A 16064-nucleotide genomic window follows, 5' to 3' on the forward strand; every position below is an offset into this window, starting at 1 on the left:
GGGGAAACCCCGTGGTTTCAGGGCATGAGCAGGCGCACCCCCTCCATCCCGGAGATCACGTCGAGATCGTCCTCGTAGAGTTCCGTCAGCATGTCGACATAGGGCCCGTCCCATCCGTCGAGATCCAGCTCTTCCTCCATCGCGTCGTGAAGCGCGTACTTGTCGAGAAAGGCCATCATCACGCGCCGCTTCTGCGACTCCGTGATCGTGGGGTTTTCCTTGAGGAAGGCGCGAAACCGCTGCATCCCCTCGCGCGAGATGATCTGCGAATAAAGATCGAAGGCGCCGGTGATCTTGCGGCTGAGCTCGATGCCGGCCAGTTCGCGGATGATCTGCCCCCAGAGAAAGGGCGTGTCCTCGTTGCACCACAGCACGATCGGCAGGTCCGGCAGCACGCCCTTGATGCGCCGGATCAGGTCGGACCAGCGGAACCGCATCGGGTCCACGCCACCCATGAAGGTGGCGAATGTGTCGTGCGGAGTGGCGGCAAAGGCGGCGGGCAGAAAGCTGGCAGGATCGCGCAACCCCATGAAAAGCTGCACCTCGTCGCCTTCGAAGGCGCGCATGAAACTGGTCAGGCGGTCCTCGGCCCGGTGGTAGATATAGCCGTTCTGGAACATCAGCTTGGGCACGCAAAAGAAGTTGTCGTTTGAAAGCACGAGCCGCGACACCTGGTCCGAATCCTCTTGCAGGATGGCATCCAGCAAGAGGTCGCGGGTGCCCGGTTCGGGAATGCCGCCGCGCAGCTTGTTCATCGCCTCGGTCAGCAGGGCGCGGTATTTCGACGGCCCGGGGATGGCCACGCCCTCGTGGCGCCAGGCCTCTGCATTGCGCAGAAGTCCCTTGAGAAGACGGTCGTCATCGGTGCAATGGACGCCGGTGTGAAGGATGACCTGCATGGGCTTTGTTTGTTGTTGGCTCGCCGCGCAGTATAGCGCGCCCCGTGGTGGGGAAAACCGTGCACGGGGCGAAGCGGGGCCCGGGTGGCATCTTCGCCGCAAGAGATGAAAATCGAGGCTTTCTTTGCGCGACGAGTCAGGCTAAGAACCGCCCACGCCGAGACGCACCCTACGGGGTCACGGCCCGGTGCCCCTATAGCTCAGCTGGTAGAGCAACTGATTTGTAATCAGTAGGTCCGCGGTTCGAGTCCGTGTGGGGGCACCATGAATTTCATGTAAATTATTGAAAAATAGCATTTATGTGGAGGGCGCGTTCCAAAAATCCACCTTTTCACCCACCTTGTCGATTGCCGTTTTCGCTTCTGGTTTTTGAGTGTGCGATTCTTTGGCGAAAATAGGGTCGCAAGATGATCCTGTTCCTGAAAGATGAACCTGCACCGCTGACCATGAGCAGCCGCGAGATCGCGGAGTTGCTGGAGAAACGCCACGACCATGTGATGCGGGACATCAAGAAGATGCTCGCGGACCTTGGCGAAGCCGCCCCCAAATTTGGGGGCAGTTATGTACGAGCGGATGGGACTAGGCGTCCTGGCTTCTAGCCCCCAAAGGATCTGACCCTGACGCTGGTCGCAGGCTACAACGTCAGGCTGCGCAAGCGGATCATCGACTGATGGATGGAACTCGAAGCAGAGGGCGAAAAGCGCCACACCCTTCCGGATTTCGGCGACCCGGTGGTGATGGCCCGCGCCTGGGCAGATCAGGAAGAGGATAAGCGCCGTCAGGCGGCGCAGATCGAGACCATGCGGGAGGATGTTGGCGCGCTGAACAGGCTTTCTGCGGCCGATGGTGCGATGACGCTCACCAATTCCGCCAGAGGCGATCAAACGCGACGGACTCAAGGTCATGGATGCAAGGCGTATCGCTTTGGACAGGTGCTCGGCCATAGCTCATGCTATCCGTGGCAGGCGCTTCAGAAGCTGTGAAACTACGTGACAAAGCGGCCCGAACCTGCCTTTCGCGCCTCGCACAGCGAAAGACCGCTCTCAGCCCTTTCACGACATTCATACGCCTCGCAGCTTCTGAATAAACTCCGGCGAGGTGGGCCGGGTGTGCCATTTTCTCCGAACGAGCACGCAGTGTAACCTCGACAGTCTTCGGTTCAGCCTCCATTGGCTGAAGTCACCGGCAGCTTGCTCGACGCCTTCATCTCCTTCAGTGACAGGTTGGAGCGGATGCTGGTTACCCCGGGCAGCCGGCGCAGCGTGCTGTCGACGAAGGCGCTGTAGTCGTCGAGGTCGCGTGCCACCACGATCAGCAGGAAATCATCCGCCCCAGTTGTGTTATGGCAGGCGAGGATGTTCGTCGTGGTCTCGACAATGCGTTGGAATTCGGCAGTCGCACGCTGGTCATGCTCGGAGCAGCGCAGCTGCACGAAGGCCATCACGCCGAGGCCCAGCTTGCGGCGGTTCAGGTTGGCCTGGTAGCCTTCGATGATGCCGCTTTCTTCAAGCCGCTTCAGCCGCCGCCAGCAGGGCGTCTCGCTCATCCCGAGGTGATCGGCGAGCTTGGCGTTGGTCGTGCGACCGTCCTCCTGCAACAGGGTCAGAAGCTGGGCATTAACGGCGTCGATCTCTGGCATGGGGGTGGTTTCCCTCTCAAAATAGCCCGCGATTAGCGGAATCTGCCCTGAATATCCGTGATGGAGGGAAGATTGGCAAAGGTATTTCACGTCCGTGGGGCTAAGCTGGCGCCAATCCGCCTCAAACCGAAAGGCCCTGCCATGAAAGCCGTCCTCTTCGAGAAGTTCCAGGAAGCCCCCAAGGTGACTACCGTCGCCGACCCTGCGCCCGACCCCCACGGCGTGGTGTTGAAAGTCGCCGCCACCGGCGTCTGCCGCAGCGACTGGCACGGCTGGATGGGCCACGACAGCGACATCGACCTGCCGCATGTGCCGGGCCACGAACTGGCCGGCGTGGTCGAGGCGGTGGGCCGCGACGTCAAGAACTGGAAACCCGGCGACAAGGTCACCGTGCCCTTCATCTGCGGCTGCGGCAGCTGCTCGGAATGCCATTCCGGCAACCAGCAGGTCTGTCTGCATCAGGAACAACCGGGTTTCACCCACTGGGGATCGTTTGCGGAATACGTGCCGATCCATCAGGCTGACCTGAACCTCGTGGCGCTGCCTGAGACGATGGACTTTGCCACCGCCGCAAGCCTTGGCTGCCGCTTCGCCACGTCGTTCCGGGCGGTGATTGATCAGGGTAAAGTCAGCGCGGGCCAATGGGTCGCGGTGCATGGCTGCGGCGGCGTCGGCCTCTCAGCGGTGATGATCGCCGCGGCTGCGGGCGCAAACGTGATTGGCGTTGATCTCGACCCGGCGAAACTCGCCATGGCACAGGAGCTCGGCGCGGTGGCGGTGATCGACGGGCGCGAGGCCGACGTCCCCGCCGCCATTGAGGAGATCACCAAGGGCGGCGCGCATGTCTCGCTCGACGCGCTGGGGCATCCCGTGACTATGACCAACTCGATTCTCTGCCTGCGCCCGCGCGGCAAGCACGTGCAGGTTGGTTTGATGCTGGGCGAGCACGCCGCCCCTGCGATCCCGATGCCGAAGATCGTCGGGCAGGAGATCGAGCTGCTCGGCTCTCACGGGATGCAGGCGCACCGCTATGGCGCGATGCTGGACATGGTTGCCAGCGGGCGGCTTGACCCGTCGCGGCTGGTGGGCCAGCAGATCAGCCTCGCCGAGGCCCCCAAAGCCCTGATGGAATTGGACAAGTTTCAGTCCGTCGGCGCCACCGTGATCACGCGTTTCTGACATGGAAGGCATCGCATTCATTGGCGGCGGCAATATGGCCACCGCGATCCTCGGCGGGCTGATCGCCAAGGGCATGGCCCCAGATCGGATCACCGTCGTCGATCCGGGTGCGGAGCAGCGCGAACGTTTGCAGACCGGCCACGGCGTCCGGGTCACGAATGACCCGCGCGCAGGCTGTGCGGGGGCCGACACCGTCGTCCTTGCGGTTAAGCCGCAGGTCATCGCGCAGGTGGCCGGGCAGCTTTCCGGCACGCTGGACGGCAAGCTTCTGATCAGCATTGCGGCGGGGGTGCCAGTGGCCCGGCTGGAGGCGCTCTTTGGCCTCCGCGCTATCGTCCGCACCATGCCCAACACCCCGGCGATGCTGGGGCTGGGCGCGACGGGGCTCTTTGCGAACGCCCATGTGGATGACGCGCAACGAGCCCGCGCGCGCGACATCGTCGAGGCCTTCGGTCTCTGCATCGACCTTGCGCGCGAAGACCTGCTGGATGCGGTCACCGCCGTCTCCGGCAGCGGCCCGGCCTATGTCTACCTGCTGATCGAAGAGATGACCCGCAGCGGCGTCACCTTAGGCCTGCCCCCCGATGATGCCGCATCGCTGGCAGTGCAAACGGCGCTTGGCGCTGCCACCATGGCGGCGGCAGGCGACGCCGAGCCAGAGGAACTGCGCCGCCGCGTGACCTCGCCCGGGGGCACGACCCATGCGGCGATCACCTCGATGCAGGCCAACGGCTTTGGTGATGTGATCGCAAAAGCAATGACCGCCTGCCGCGACCGCGCGGTCGAACTGGGCAAGGAATAGAACATGATCATTCGATGGTGGCGTGCCGTTGCGGGCTCTCAAGAGGTGCTTCAGCACTATGCGGACCATCTGGACCGCACGACATTCAAGGAGATGGCTGCATTGCCCGGTCATCTCGGCGCGTCTCTTGCGGTAAAGGTGAACGGGACCGATTGCGAGTTGGTCGTGACCAGCCTTTGGTCAGACCTTGGCTCTGCGGGGCATTTTGAACAGGGGGCGTTCGATGACGCCGTGGTCAAGCCGAGCACCCAGAAGCTACTGAAATCCTTTGACTTGAAGGTCGAATATTTCGAGACGCTGGTCACAACCGGGATCTTGAAGGGGGAATGATGCAGGATGTTTGAACAAGTCGAAGACTACCCCATCGACCCGATCATGATCGGCGCCGATCTCTTTGCGCAGGACCCGCGCCGTGACAAGCTGAACCTGACCGTGGGTATCTACCAGGACGCCCACGGCCGCACCCCGGTGCTGGAGGCGGTGAAGCGCGCCGAACAGCGGCTGGCCGATACGCAGGACAGCAAGTCCTACCTCGCCCTGACCGGGGACAAGGACTACTGCGACACACTGGGTCAGGCGGTGCTGGGCGAGGCGTTTGATGCGGGCTGGGTCGCAGCACAGACCTCCGGCGGCGCGGTGGCGTTGCGGGTGATGGCGGATTTGCTGGCGCAGATGCCAGAGCGCCCCACCGTCTGGCTGCAATCGCCCACTTACGGCAACTACGTCCCGATCCTGACCGCCGCCGGGGCGCGCTATCAGGCGCTGCCCTACTACGACCGGCTGCGCGCGGAACTGACGTTTGACCAGATGCTGGACGGGTTGCAGGCCGCCCGCCCCGGCGATGTCTTTTTGATGCAGGGGGTGTGCCACAACCCCACCGGCGCGGATATGTCCGAGGACCAGATCACAGCGCTGCTGGATCTGCTGGAGTCGCGTGGCATCATACCTTGGATCGACCTCGCCTACCTCGGCTTTGCCGAAGGGTTCGAGGCCGATTGCGCCGTGTCCCGCCGCATCGCCGCGCGTTTCCCGGAATGCGTCATCTGCATCACTCTGTCCAAATCCTTTGGCATCTACCGCGACCGCGCAGGAGCGCTGTTCGTGAAAACCCGAGCGCAGGACCACGCGCGCCTCACCCGTGCCATCACCGCCATCGTGCGCTCCGGTGCCTCGCACGCCCCGGACCACGGCCCGTCGGTGGTGCGCACCATCCTGCGGGACCCGGAGCTGACGGCCCTCTGGCTGCGCGAGCTCGACCAGATGCGCCAGCGCGTTGTTCGGATGCGAAAGAAAATCGTAGTCATAGAACGCGAGCTCTTCGGCACCGACCGCTTGGTCTACCTCGCAGGGCAGTCAGGCATGTTCTCGCTGCTGCCGCTGGACGACGCACAGGAAACGGCCCTGACCCGCGACCATGGCATCCACGTGGTCCAGGGCGGCCGGATCAACGTCGCCCGCCTTGGCAACGACGACGTCGGCTGGCTGGTCAAAGCGGTATGCGGGCTTCTGTCACCGTCCATCTGAAAATGCGCGAACCCGCTATGCTCTTTCTGCTGCCTCGTGACTGGTGATCGGGCGACGAACATGCCGCCTTCTGCGAAGCTGCGGTGCAGAAAGCCCCAGTCATTCGATGTCTGGAGGGGGCCGGTTGGGCTTGCGGTGTGCTCTTCCAGTTTGACAGAGCAAGTCCGTTTCCTGTGCATTCTGGTCGTTCGCACGTAGCGCAGCGAACGACCGCTCCCCGCCCGACGGCGACATTGGCATACGCTTTGTTGGGCCCGCCTACTGGGGGGCGCGATGGCCTCGTTGCGGTCCGAAGAGCACAGCACCTCAGTGGCACTGTGCTTGCTTGGGTCACCTTTTTTGCAGCCCGCGCTGCGCCTCGATGTCGGCAGCGGTTTGTATGACAAGCGCGAGGCGCTTTTCACTCGGGGGATGGGTCCCCCAGAAGGACAACTTGCCGGTTTCGGTTTTTGCGTCTTCCGGCCGCGCGAAATATCGTGCCCCCATGACCGGATCATAGCCGGCAGCACGGGTCAAATGCGTGGCGATGACATCGGACTCCAACTCATAGGATTGCGAGAACGCGCGATCTCCAATGGCATAACCAACCGTCATCGCATTTTCGATATCCCGGGAATCGTTGCCGGTGTAGCGGTAAGGGTTGTTGGACGTTGCGTAGGCTTGGCTTGCCGCCATGAGAGTCCCCATCACCACGGCGCCGGCCACGGCCTGTTTTTCAGCCTTTTCGAGGTGGGTCGCGATGTGATGGCCGTATTCATGACCCAGAACAAAGGCAATCTCATCGTCGTTGCGGGCATCCAACAGCATGGGGATCGTAAAGGCAATGATCGGGGTGCCGTCAGGCGCCTTCGTTTGGTAGGCGTTCCGGACGGGCATCTCGGTATCGACAGTAATCTTCACATCACAGTTATAGTCCGGGCGGATTTCGGCCATCTGTTCCTGGCAAAAACGTTCAGCCACCGGCTCGACGCGCGAAATCACCCTTTCGTAGCGACGTGCTGCAGCACGGGGATCGACAGCATGGCCGTCGCTCAAACCAGTGTCGGCTTCTTCTGCAAACATTGCCTTGGCGACGCTTTCCGCATCAGGCGAAATGTCAGGCACCTTGTAGGTGGTTCCACATGCCGAAAGAGATAGCCCTCCAAAAATCAGAACCAGGGCCCTTATCATGCGCCCACGACAATTACTTTGAAACGCCAATTCGTTCTCCTTTTTACATTGCATCCATGGCACCGTTTTCGTCACCCGGTGCCTCGTTCCAATGCTGCGTGCCGATTCTATGCCGCCACGGCATCGTTCAGGGTCTGGACGATCTGGATGACCTCCCGCGCCTGGTCTCTGTCGAAAACCCCGGCAATCCCCATGTCATCGAAATCCGTAAACGGGCTTTCGTAGAAGGTGGCGGGGTCGATAAATCCGCTTTCGGTCAGGCTGTCCACGACCATGTCGAGAAACTCGGCCTGGTCCGCGTTCAACTGGTGCTGGGAGACAAAGGCACTGAACGCGTCCTTGGCGGCGACGCGGTCCAGCCCCGTCAGGGAGCGCAGGAAACGCCCCAGGCCGCCATCGTCAGCCAGACCGGCAATCACCGTGTCATCCGCGATCTCCTGTTCGACCAGGATACGTTCCAATTCGTCGAGATCTTGGCGTGTCAGGGCTTCCCCGCGGCGGACCTTGATCAGGGTGATGTGATCGCTGTGCTGTTCGATGAACCGCCGGACCTTCATCTTGAACTGCGCCTTGTCGACACCGCTGCCCACCTCGGGCATCGTCATCGCAGTGCCTTCGCCGATCTCGTCCTCGAAGTCGGTGATGACGATCTTGCGCTCGGTCGGCTGGATTAGCTCGGCCAGATGCTTCAGGCGGCGCCGGACGGTTTCCAGCATCTCGGGGGTGATGTCCTCCCAGAACCCCTCTGTCTGGATATCGAGAATGAGCTCCACCTCTTTGGCGACCAGCGGTACGTTGGCGAGCTCTTCCAGGGCCGATGCAAAGCGGATGATCCGTTGTTGCAGGCGTGCGAACCCACCCTCCTGTTTCAGGAGTTCCAGCTGTGCGCTTAGAATCAGGAGATCGAATTGCTTGGCGGGCAATTTGCCATCGTCGAAGGCGGTGGGGAGGCCCGCCACGTCCTCGATCAGGGCAAGGCGGGCATCGAGGTCAAGCGTGCACCAGTTGGCCTTGTCCCGAAACCGTTCCACGCTGCGCCGCTTGGCGCGGACGATGAAATTGTCGATGGGCATGCCGAGCACTTCGTCGTGCAAGCGCGTCTTGGTATCCCCGATCAGATCCTCGTGGGGCCCTTCGTCCTCAACCAGTGCATCGACCAGCTCGACCCGGCTGACGAAGAGCCGTTCACTCAGAGGCTTCGCGCCGGGCCCGTCCGTGACGTTCGGGTTCTCCTGGAAGAACTCCAGGTTCTGGCAGAAGTCGAAGATGACGAATTGCTGCTTGTCCTCACCGGGGCCGAAGAGATCGGGGCAGAGGCGCGTGCCGCGGCCGACCATCTGCCAGAACTTCGTCTTCGACCGCACGATCTTGAAGAAAACGAGGTTCACCACCTCGGGCACGTCGATCCCGGTATCCAGCATGTCCACCGAGACCGCGATATGCGGGGCCTTCTCAGCCTCTGAAAAGTCGTCGATCAGGGACTGCGCGTAGGAGACGCTGTAGTCTATCAGCTTGGCGAATTGCCCTTTGTGATGCGGGTAGTTGACGTTGAAGCGGTCGACGATGAACTGCGCGTGTTTGCTGTTCTTGGCAAAGATGATCGTCTTGCCCAGCCGGTCGCCACCGGCAACCTTGATCCCGTTGCGCATCAGGTGTTCGAGTACCTTGTCGACGGTATCCTCGTTGAACAGCCACTTGTTGAGATCCGAGCTTTCGACACGGTCGCGCTCGGTGCCTTCCTCATCCCATTCGATGGCGTCCCAGGCTTCCTTTTCCTCGTCGGTCAGCTGGTTGTATTCGATCCCCTCGCGCTGGAACTTCAACGGTACGGAGATCGTCGTTGGCGGCACGAGGTAGCCATCCGCAACGGCATCATCGAGGTCGTAGGCATCGGTCGGCACGCCCTTTTCCAGACCGAAGAGCGAATAGGTGTCCTTGTCGATCTCGTCGCGCGGCGTGGCGGTCAGCCCGACAAGCAGGCTGTCGAAATACTCGAAGATGGCGCGATACTTGCGATAGACTGAGCGGTGTGCCTCGTCGATCACGATCAGGTCGAAATGCCCGGGGCCATAGCGCTTTTCCCCGCCCTTCGACTCCTCGATCAGCCCCATCATGGTGGGATAGGTCGACAGGCAGACCCTTGCGCCGGAATGGTCGTTCTTCTTCGGGTCGTGCCTTTCCAGCAGGTTGGCGCAGGGCGTCGAGGACAGATGCGCCTTGAAGGCCCCGTGCGCCTGTTTCACCAGGGCGATACGGTCGGCGAGGAACAGAACCCGTTTCACCCGGTTCGCGCGCATCAGCTGGTCGATCAGCGCGATCACGGTACGTGTTTTGCCACTGCCCGTCGCCATGACCAGCAGGGCCTTGCGTTGCGCGTGCCGCTCGATGGCCTCGCCCACCCGGCGGATCGCGCGTTGCTGGTAGTGACGTCCCGCGATCTCGGGATCCACCTCGACTGTCGACAGCGGGCGCACGTTGGCCCGTCGCTGGTGCAACAGCTGCAATTCGTCCTTCTTCAGGAACCCGGAAATCTCGCGCGGGGGATAGGCAAGATCGTCCCAGATCCAGTGCTCGTACCCGTTGGTGGTGAAGATCACAGGGCGGCGCCCGTACATGGCCTCAAGGCAATCGGCGTAGAGCTTGGCCTGTTGCTGGCCGCTACGGCTGTCCTTTTTCGTGCGCTTGGCTTCGACCACTGCCAGCGGTTTGCCGTCATCGCCCCAAAGGACGTAGTCGACGAACCCCTCACCGGTCTGGTTGGGCATCCCCTGAACCGGAAACTCGCGGTCACGCTCCTGGTCCAGCGGCCAGCCCGCTTCACCCAGCAGAAGGTCGATGAAACTGTCACGAGTCTCGGCCTCGTTGTAATCGTGATCGTCTGGGACCGCGCTGTTTGCCTGCCGCAAGGCGGTGATCTCGGCCCGGACACGGGTCAGTTCCGCGTCCAGCTGGGCACGGCCTTCCTCGGAGGCGCGCAGGGCCTCTTCGGCCTCGGCGGCGCGCTTGCGTTCGGCCTTGATCTCCGCCTCGACCTTCTGGATCTGCGCGACGGTGCTGGCGGTGATGGTCAGGGATTTTTCCAGCTTGCCCATGTCGAAACGCAGCGCCGGATCAGGGCGGGCCGTGCGCGCATAAGTCCGGGCGATCCAGTAGCAGACATGGAACAGCTCGCGCACGCAGGCGCCGGCGTCATGCGCGCTCAGCGGTTTGCCCGAGTCATGCGCGGCGCGGTTGCCCTGGTCCTTGATGTAGCGCGCCTTGGTGACGATGGCGGGGCCGGTCAGGGCCTCAAGGCTGGGCTCGGCGATCATCGCGGCCAGCGTGTCGCTGTAGACCGGGCGCAGCGCCTTTTCCCGGCTGTAGAGCCACTTGAGCGCCGTCTCCAGCGTCAGCCGCGCCCAGAAACAGGCGCCGCGCGGATCGGACAGCGCATGCGTTTCCGCCTTGCACGCGTGTTTGTGCAGGTCGGGGAAGTCGGCGGCGAGGAATGAAAATTGCGTCATCTGAAAATTGCCTTGCTCAGAGATCACGCTAGACCACCAACTGCAAGTGGTGCAACCTTAACAAGACCTGGCCGCCGGAGCCACGGATTTGCAGGCGATCCGTGGATATTCATGTAAACCGAAGCCGGATGATGCCTTTCAACATATCGAGCGCCTCATCAACGACGGGTTCAGTCAGCTTTTCATTCTTCAGCATTCTCGTGGGGTGAACAATGTTTCGGTGGCCTCGGATTGCATGGGCATGGTTGTTTGTTGGCTCGACGAGGTAGCCGCGAGTGTGGAGGTCATCAATGAGATCTGCCAACTTGGCGGACCTCAACTTGTTCACCTCTTTGCCGTCCAGTTCGGCGACCCACTCCAAAAGGATCGCTTCTAGGACGGATCCGGCAAGCACCATACATGCCTTGAGCGCACCGGCCGCACGACAGGAAGTGATTTCTTTGATGTCTTCGTCGATAATTTCCTTGAGGTATTTGGCTTTTTCCCTGGAGATCATGTCTGCAACGCTGGCAAGGAAACGCGCCTGCAACGGAGAAGTGGCAATCTCTTCGAGGGTTAGGCGATCTTTCGCCATCTTCGCTAGGCGGTCGGCATCTTGTCTTTTGTCGAGGGTGTGACGGTAGACAGCCCCGGCACGGCTGAGGACCTCAGGCTCCGGCAGCAGGATCGGCATCGAGCCGAAGTCCTTGCGCGACAAAACTTTGAGAACGCCGCCGTTACCCAGCGCTTCGGCAAAGTCCCAGGCGAACTCGGTGTTCAGGTACAGCGCCAAGTACTCGGTGGAGATCCGCGGGTCATGACAGCGCACGACATAGCAGTGGGGTGAGGCTGTCACGCCCTTCTCGACCTCGTCGACGAGAGCCGCTTGGAAAGAGCCCCCACGGGCCACCAGAATGTCCTTTGGCTGAACGACCGTATTGGTTGCCTTCCCGCCTTCACGCCCCTTTGTGCCCTTCAGGATGTCGTGTGGACGAAGGACGACCCCCGTCTCTCGCGTTTGGCGAGGCATGATGATCTCGGCAAGCTGGTCGAGGGGCGCGGACTCCTGCTCTTCGACCTCGGCCACCTTGGCGCGAAACTCAGGGTCATGAAACTTGATTGACAGACGCGTGAGATCCACCTCTTCACGCGGAAGGCTGAAGCCACGTTTCACCTCGTCGTTCAACCACCCCTGAAGAAGATCGAAGCTCGATGTCAGTTCCAAATCGAGGAGCGAGAAATCGCCAGTGTCTATGCCTTTACCGTTCGGGAAATTGGCTGGGGCGTCGAACTCAGCGAAGTGGACCTCTGGCAGAGGTTTCTTGGACAAACCAACGAGCTGAAACTGAACGAAGGCCACGGGTTTCCAGATCGCGCCGACTGCAGCCACATGTGTGATGAAGTAGTCAGTAAGGACGCGGTCGCGGATCGATGTACGGGCCTTTGATGTGCCCTGCCAGAAGCTGGCAGGCATGATAACAATCGGCCGCTCTGGGTTGGTTGAAAGGGCGGCGTCGAGGTAGTCCGCCTGCTCCTGCGTACCCCTATCCGTACCGATGGCAAAGCTCTTCCTCAGTTCAAGTGCTGACCTGAGATGCTCGACGCTCACAGCCATCACAGCTCACCGCGGAAGGCGCGGTGTTGGAGGGCGGCGAAGAGGGATTCGGTGCTTTTTTGGGCAGTCCGTGCCTTCGCCTGAGAAACGGTGATCTCCTTCAAGCGCTCGCCAAAGTCGCCCTGCAGCGATAGCGGAGGGAGGGGTAATTTGAGAGCTTTGATGATGCCCATGTTCATGCCGGGCATAACCGCGCCCTTTGCTTCGATGCCTAGCTGCCGAAGAACTTCCGGGTGGTGAAGAAAAGCCGCCTGCAAGAACTCTGGTAGAACCTGTGCGCGGTCCACGGTGATACAGCAAAGGTGTTTAGTGTTGATCGCCGTGGGGATGTCCTCAGGCACAACAGCGCAGCGGCCACAGGTTCCCATAATGGTAATTAGAACGTCGCCGGGCAGCACGGTAAACCGTTTGAGCTGTTCATATTTTTCGACGGTAATGAAGCGTTCCTTGGCCCAGCGAAACTCATTTGAGACCGCATTGTCGATCCCTAACACCGGAATGCCGTGGTCCACGAATTCGGAATGAAGCAACTGGCTGCCGAAGGGGCCGGTGCGCATGTTTTCAGCGAAATGTTCGACTTGTACGCGCGGCCAACTGTCAGAAGTATCGCCGACAAACATCTCATGAAAGATCGCCTGGCCGAGGGTGCCCAGCTTGTCGAGGGCGCGGGTGCGGAGGCGGCAGAGCTCTGCGGCCTGATCCAGTATCCCCGCAATCCGCTTCTGCTCCTCCAGCGGCGGGAGGGGGATTTCGAAGCTCTCGATGGCCGATTTGGTGATCGCTTCTCGTGTGGCTCCACCACCCGCGATCCCTAACAGCTTTGCCTTCGTATCAGGCGCGACCAACAAATGCTGAAGATAGTCACCCGCTAAGAGTTCCGTATCCGGTCGGACGATAGCCACATGCTGATTGACTCGGCCTCCCGCCATTCCATCGGGCAAACGGCAACACCTCGCTACGGACGCCCCTGTAATGTTCAGCAGTACGTCGCCGGGTTTGAGGACAACATTGTTCAAGGCAGCCGCCTGAGCTTCGTCGATGAACGCCAAGCCGTTCGCTTCAAAGCGCCCATCATGCACGTTCATGCTCCGGATGATCGGCGTCCCCTCAGGCTTGTAAGCCTTGCTGCCGCCCCTTGGAGTGGCACCGCTTCCGATCTTCGTTGTGAGTTCCCCAAGAGGAGCTGTCGGCCAGCTCATCCCAGCATCCCCTCAAGCCGATCCAGCCCCTCGGCGATCTCGGCCTCCAGTGCGCGCAGTTCGGCGATGATCTCGGCGGGGGCGGCGTGGTCGACCTCTTCGTGCTCGATCTCCTTGTACCTGTTCAGCGACAGGTCCCACGATCCGGTGGCGATGATGTCCTCCGCTGGCACGACGAAGCTCTGCGCGGTGCGGGGCCGCTCTGCTTCTGCCTCCCAGTGGCCCCAACGGGCGAGGATGTCGGGCAGGTTGTTCTTGGCGTGCTCGTCCTCACTCAGCGCGTCCGCGGGCGTGGCCCCCAGCTTCTCGGCGTCCAGCAGCGGCGTGCGCTTGTCGTCGAGGCTGAAGCCGTCCGCCGTCATGTCGTAGAACCAGACGCCCTCCGTCCCGCCGACACCGGTCTTGGTGAAGACGACGATGGCGCAGGACACACCGGCATAGGGACGAAAGACGCCCGAGGGCAGTTTGATGATGGCGTCGAGCTTGTGTTCCTCGACCAGCATGCGGCGGATGTCCTTGTGCGCCTTCGACGAGCCGAACAGCACCCCGTCCGGTACGACTACCGCCGCCCGCCCGCCGGTCCGCAAGAGCCGCAGGAAGAGAGCCATGAAGAGCAGTTCAGTCTTCTTGGTCTTGACGATCTTCAGCAGGTCCTTGGCCGTGGTGTCATAGTCCAGCGACCCGGCAAAGGGCGGGTTGGCCAGGATCAGGGAATAGGCGCCCGCATCCGACCCATGTTCCTCGGCCAGGCTGTCGCGGTAGGACACATCCGGGTTCTCGACCCCGTGCAGGGTCATGTTCATCGCGCCGATCCGCAGCATGGTGGCGTCGAAGTCGAAGCCGTGGAACATGCCGCTGTGGAAGTGGTCACGTTGCTCCTTGTTGCGCAGCATCTGGGGGTGGTGGTCGCGCAGGTATTCCCCCGCCGAGACGAGAAAGCCGCAGGTGCCCGCCGCCGGGTCGCAGATGGTGTCACCGGGCTGGGGCTTCATGATGTTGACCATGAGCTCGATGATGTGGCGGGGCGTGCGGAACTGGCCGTTGGTGCCCGCGCTGGCGATCTTGCCCAGCATGTATTCGTAGACGTCGCCCTTGGTGTCGCGGTCGTCCATGGGGATGTCGTCGAGCATCTGCACGACCTTGGCGAGCAGGTTGGCGTTGGAAAAGCCGAGGCGGGCATCCTTCATATGGGTGCCGTAGGACGAGCCCTCTTCGCCCATCTGGCGCAGGAAGGGAAAAACGTGCTCATCGACGATGCGCATCATCTCGCGGGCCTCGAAGTGCTTGAAGCGCGACCAGCGGAGGTTGTCGTAGGGCTCGCCCTTGTCGTCCGTGCCTTCCGGAAAGATACGGCGCGCGATGGGGCGGCCGAGGTCTTCGGCCTTGCGTTCCTCGACGGTGTGCAGGTCGTCGAGCCGCTTGATGAACATGAGGAAGGTGAGCTGTTCGATCACGGAAAGCGGGTTGGAAACCCCGCCGGACCAGAAGGCATTCCAGATCTGGTCAACCTGGTTGCGGATGTTGCCTGTCAGCATGTGCGCCCCTCGTGGTTTTTGTGGCGACTATACATGTGGCGCTGGTGGGGGCAACGTGATGGCGGCGCGGAATTTCTGCCGGTTTTACGCCGATTGTGGTGACATTGTTATGGGCCCGGATCGCTATCGGTGGCCACGGGCAATGGACGGGCGGATTTCATCAGCGCATTGAGCAATGCCGCCACCGGGTCGCTCTGCTGAGCCGGTTCGTGAAGGGCGAAATGGCGGAACAGGTGATCCAGGGCGGCGTTCTTGTCCCAGAACTTGATCTCGGTCGTGAACACCATTTCGCCTGCGTCGGAGCCGGGGGCGGCTTTTGAGGAGACCTTGATCGACTGTATTGCCTTGGCGGTCTTTTCGGGCATGGCGTCCACGAGAAGGAGACGGCCGTCCTTATCGAAGAGCTCGCGAACGTCGCTGAAGGCGATCTGTCCGATTTCTTCGAGCACCTGTGCCGCCGTCAATTCAGCCTGTTCGGCCGCAGCGTCCTGCAACTCGCGAATACGCTGCCGGATGTGTTCATTTGCGTTCATCCGGGCGGCGTTGGAGCGGTTCGCCTTGTAACCCGCTTCGACATAGGCCGCGTCGATCGTCATGCCGGCGACCCGGGCTTGGGCAAAGGCTTCGTGGCGCGTGTTCTTGAGGGGGGGCATCAAAGCTCCTTGGTCTTGTGTGACGAATTCGGTATCAATCTCGCCAACTCTTCTTCATTTTGAAGATCGGTATCGTGCTGCGCTCTTGAATTGTTCATAGCCCATGCGTTCGGGGTAAAAACACAATCGAATTTCGCCTTTCTCGAAGCCATAAAGCTCGGAATCGCGCACTTTCCAGGTTGTGATGCGAACGAACTCCTCGCCGTCCTCGTTGGCTTCTTGATGGACTGTGAATCCGAGGCTCGGTTTGTTGAAGAATGCTGCGCTGTCGGCGATGTCGTAGCCCGTAGGTGTGAACCGGCGTGCAATTTTGACCCCGTAGAGGGGTGATCGGCGTCCAAAAATGACCCCCTTACACTGATGTGGA

Annotated in this window: 15 protein-coding genes and 1 tRNA gene; 7 read left to right on the forward strand and 9 right to left on the reverse strand. The window is 61.4% G+C overall.

Features of this window, described 5'->3' with window-relative positions; genetic code table 11:
- Positions 1 to 17 precede the first annotated feature (17 nt).
- Positions 18 to 899 carry a hypothetical protein gene (locus RBB42_RS24245; RefSeq protein WP_305972252.1) on the reverse strand — a complete coding sequence of 294 codons (882 nt, stop codon included), beginning with the start codon at positions 897 to 899 and terminating at the stop codon, positions 18 to 20.
- A 189-nt stretch (positions 900 to 1088) separates the two neighbouring features.
- Here RBB42_RS24245 and RBB42_RS24250 point away from each other — a divergent pair.
- The 3 genes from RBB42_RS24250 (at position 1089) to RBB42_RS24260 (ending at position 1882) form a co-directional block, all read left to right on the forward strand.
- Positions 1089 to 1164, forward strand: a tRNA-Thr gene (locus RBB42_RS24250).
- Between the two features lie 142 nt (positions 1165 to 1306).
- The gene (locus RBB42_RS24255) at positions 1307 to 1498 is read left to right on the forward strand and encodes a Rha family transcriptional regulator (RefSeq protein ID WP_305972253.1); all 192 of its coding nucleotides are present in this window, start codon (positions 1307 to 1309) and stop codon (positions 1496 to 1498) included.
- A gap of 75 nt (positions 1499 to 1573) precedes the next feature.
- Positions 1574 to 1882: a hypothetical protein gene (locus RBB42_RS24260; protein WP_305972254.1), complete on the forward strand. Its 309-nt coding sequence runs from the start codon at positions 1574 to 1576 to the stop codon at positions 1880 to 1882.
- A 176-nt stretch (positions 1883 to 2058) separates the two neighbouring features.
- Here RBB42_RS24260 and RBB42_RS24265 read toward each other — a convergent pair whose 3' ends face one another.
- The gene (locus tag RBB42_RS24265) at positions 2059 to 2538 is read right to left on the reverse strand and encodes an Lrp/AsnC family transcriptional regulator (RefSeq protein ID WP_305969605.1); all 480 of its coding nucleotides are present in this window, start codon (positions 2536 to 2538) and stop codon (positions 2059 to 2061) included.
- A 141-nt stretch (positions 2539 to 2679) separates the two neighbouring features.
- On the opposite strand from RBB42_RS24265, the gene RBB42_RS24270 reads away from it, so the two are divergent.
- From RBB42_RS24270 to RBB42_RS24285, 4 genes are read left to right on the forward strand one after another with little or no spacing between them, the layout of a single operon-like run.
- A complete protein-coding gene (locus RBB42_RS24270) occupies positions 2680 to 3717 on the forward strand; it encodes a zinc-dependent alcohol dehydrogenase family protein (RefSeq protein WP_305969606.1) in 1038 nt (345 codons plus the stop codon).
- Between the two features lies 1 nt (position 3718).
- Positions 3719 to 4519, forward strand: coding sequence for a pyrroline-5-carboxylate reductase (gene proC, locus RBB42_RS24275; protein WP_305969607.1), 801 nt, complete (start codon positions 3719 to 3721; stop codon positions 4517 to 4519).
- 3 nt (positions 4520 to 4522) lie between these two features.
- Positions 4523 to 4849, forward strand: a complete 327-nt coding sequence (locus tag RBB42_RS24280) for a hypothetical protein (RefSeq protein WP_305969608.1) — start codon at positions 4523 to 4525, stop codon at positions 4847 to 4849.
- A 6-nt stretch (positions 4850 to 4855) separates the two neighbouring features.
- Positions 4856 to 6043 carry an aromatic amino acid transaminase gene (locus RBB42_RS24285; RefSeq protein WP_305969609.1) on the forward strand — a complete coding sequence of 396 codons (1188 nt, stop codon included), beginning with the start codon at positions 4856 to 4858 and terminating at the stop codon, positions 6041 to 6043.
- A gap of 330 nt (positions 6044 to 6373) precedes the next feature.
- Here RBB42_RS24285 and RBB42_RS24290 read toward each other — a convergent pair whose 3' ends face one another.
- From RBB42_RS24290 to RBB42_RS24320, 7 genes are all read right to left on the reverse strand, one after another.
- Entirely contained in the window at positions 6374 to 7288 is a 915-nt protein-coding gene (locus RBB42_RS24290; protein WP_306043469.1) for a M48 family metalloprotease, read from the reverse strand.
- A 32-nt stretch (positions 7289 to 7320) separates the two neighbouring features.
- Positions 7321 to 10716: a DEAD/DEAH box helicase family protein gene (locus tag RBB42_RS24295; RefSeq protein ID WP_305972612.1), complete on the reverse strand. Its 3396-nt coding sequence runs from the start codon at positions 10714 to 10716 to the stop codon at positions 7321 to 7323.
- Between the two features lie 109 nt (positions 10717 to 10825).
- Positions 10826 to 12310 (reverse strand): restriction endonuclease subunit S, encoded by a 1485-nt coding sequence (locus RBB42_RS24300; RefSeq protein ID WP_305972611.1) that lies wholly within the window; start codon positions 12308 to 12310, stop codon positions 10826 to 10828.
- Positions 12310 to 13509, reverse strand: coding sequence for a restriction endonuclease subunit S (locus RBB42_RS24305; RefSeq protein ID WP_305972610.1), 1200 nt, complete (start codon positions 13507 to 13509; stop codon positions 12310 to 12312). The genes RBB42_RS24300 and RBB42_RS24305 overlap by 1 nt, the downstream gene beginning before the upstream one ends.
- Positions 13506 to 15044 carry a type I restriction-modification system subunit M gene (locus tag RBB42_RS24310; RefSeq protein WP_306043849.1) on the reverse strand — a complete coding sequence of 513 codons (1539 nt, stop codon included), beginning with the start codon at positions 15042 to 15044 and terminating at the stop codon, positions 13506 to 13508. The genes RBB42_RS24305 and RBB42_RS24310 overlap by 4 nt, the downstream gene beginning before the upstream one ends.
- Before the next feature lie 107 nt (positions 15045 to 15151).
- A complete protein-coding gene (locus RBB42_RS24315; RefSeq protein WP_305972608.1) occupies positions 15152 to 15697 on the reverse strand; it encodes a terminase small subunit in 546 nt (181 codons plus the stop codon).
- A gap of 54 nt (positions 15698 to 15751) precedes the next feature.
- Positions 15752 to 16064: hypothetical protein (locus RBB42_RS24320; RefSeq protein ID WP_305972607.1), on the reverse strand; the 313-nt coding region annotated here is incomplete at its 5' end.

Source organism: Mameliella sp. MMSF_3455 (assembly GCF_030733205.1).
Classification (GTDB): Bacteria; Pseudomonadota; Alphaproteobacteria; order Rhodobacterales; family Rhodobacteraceae; genus Antarctobacter.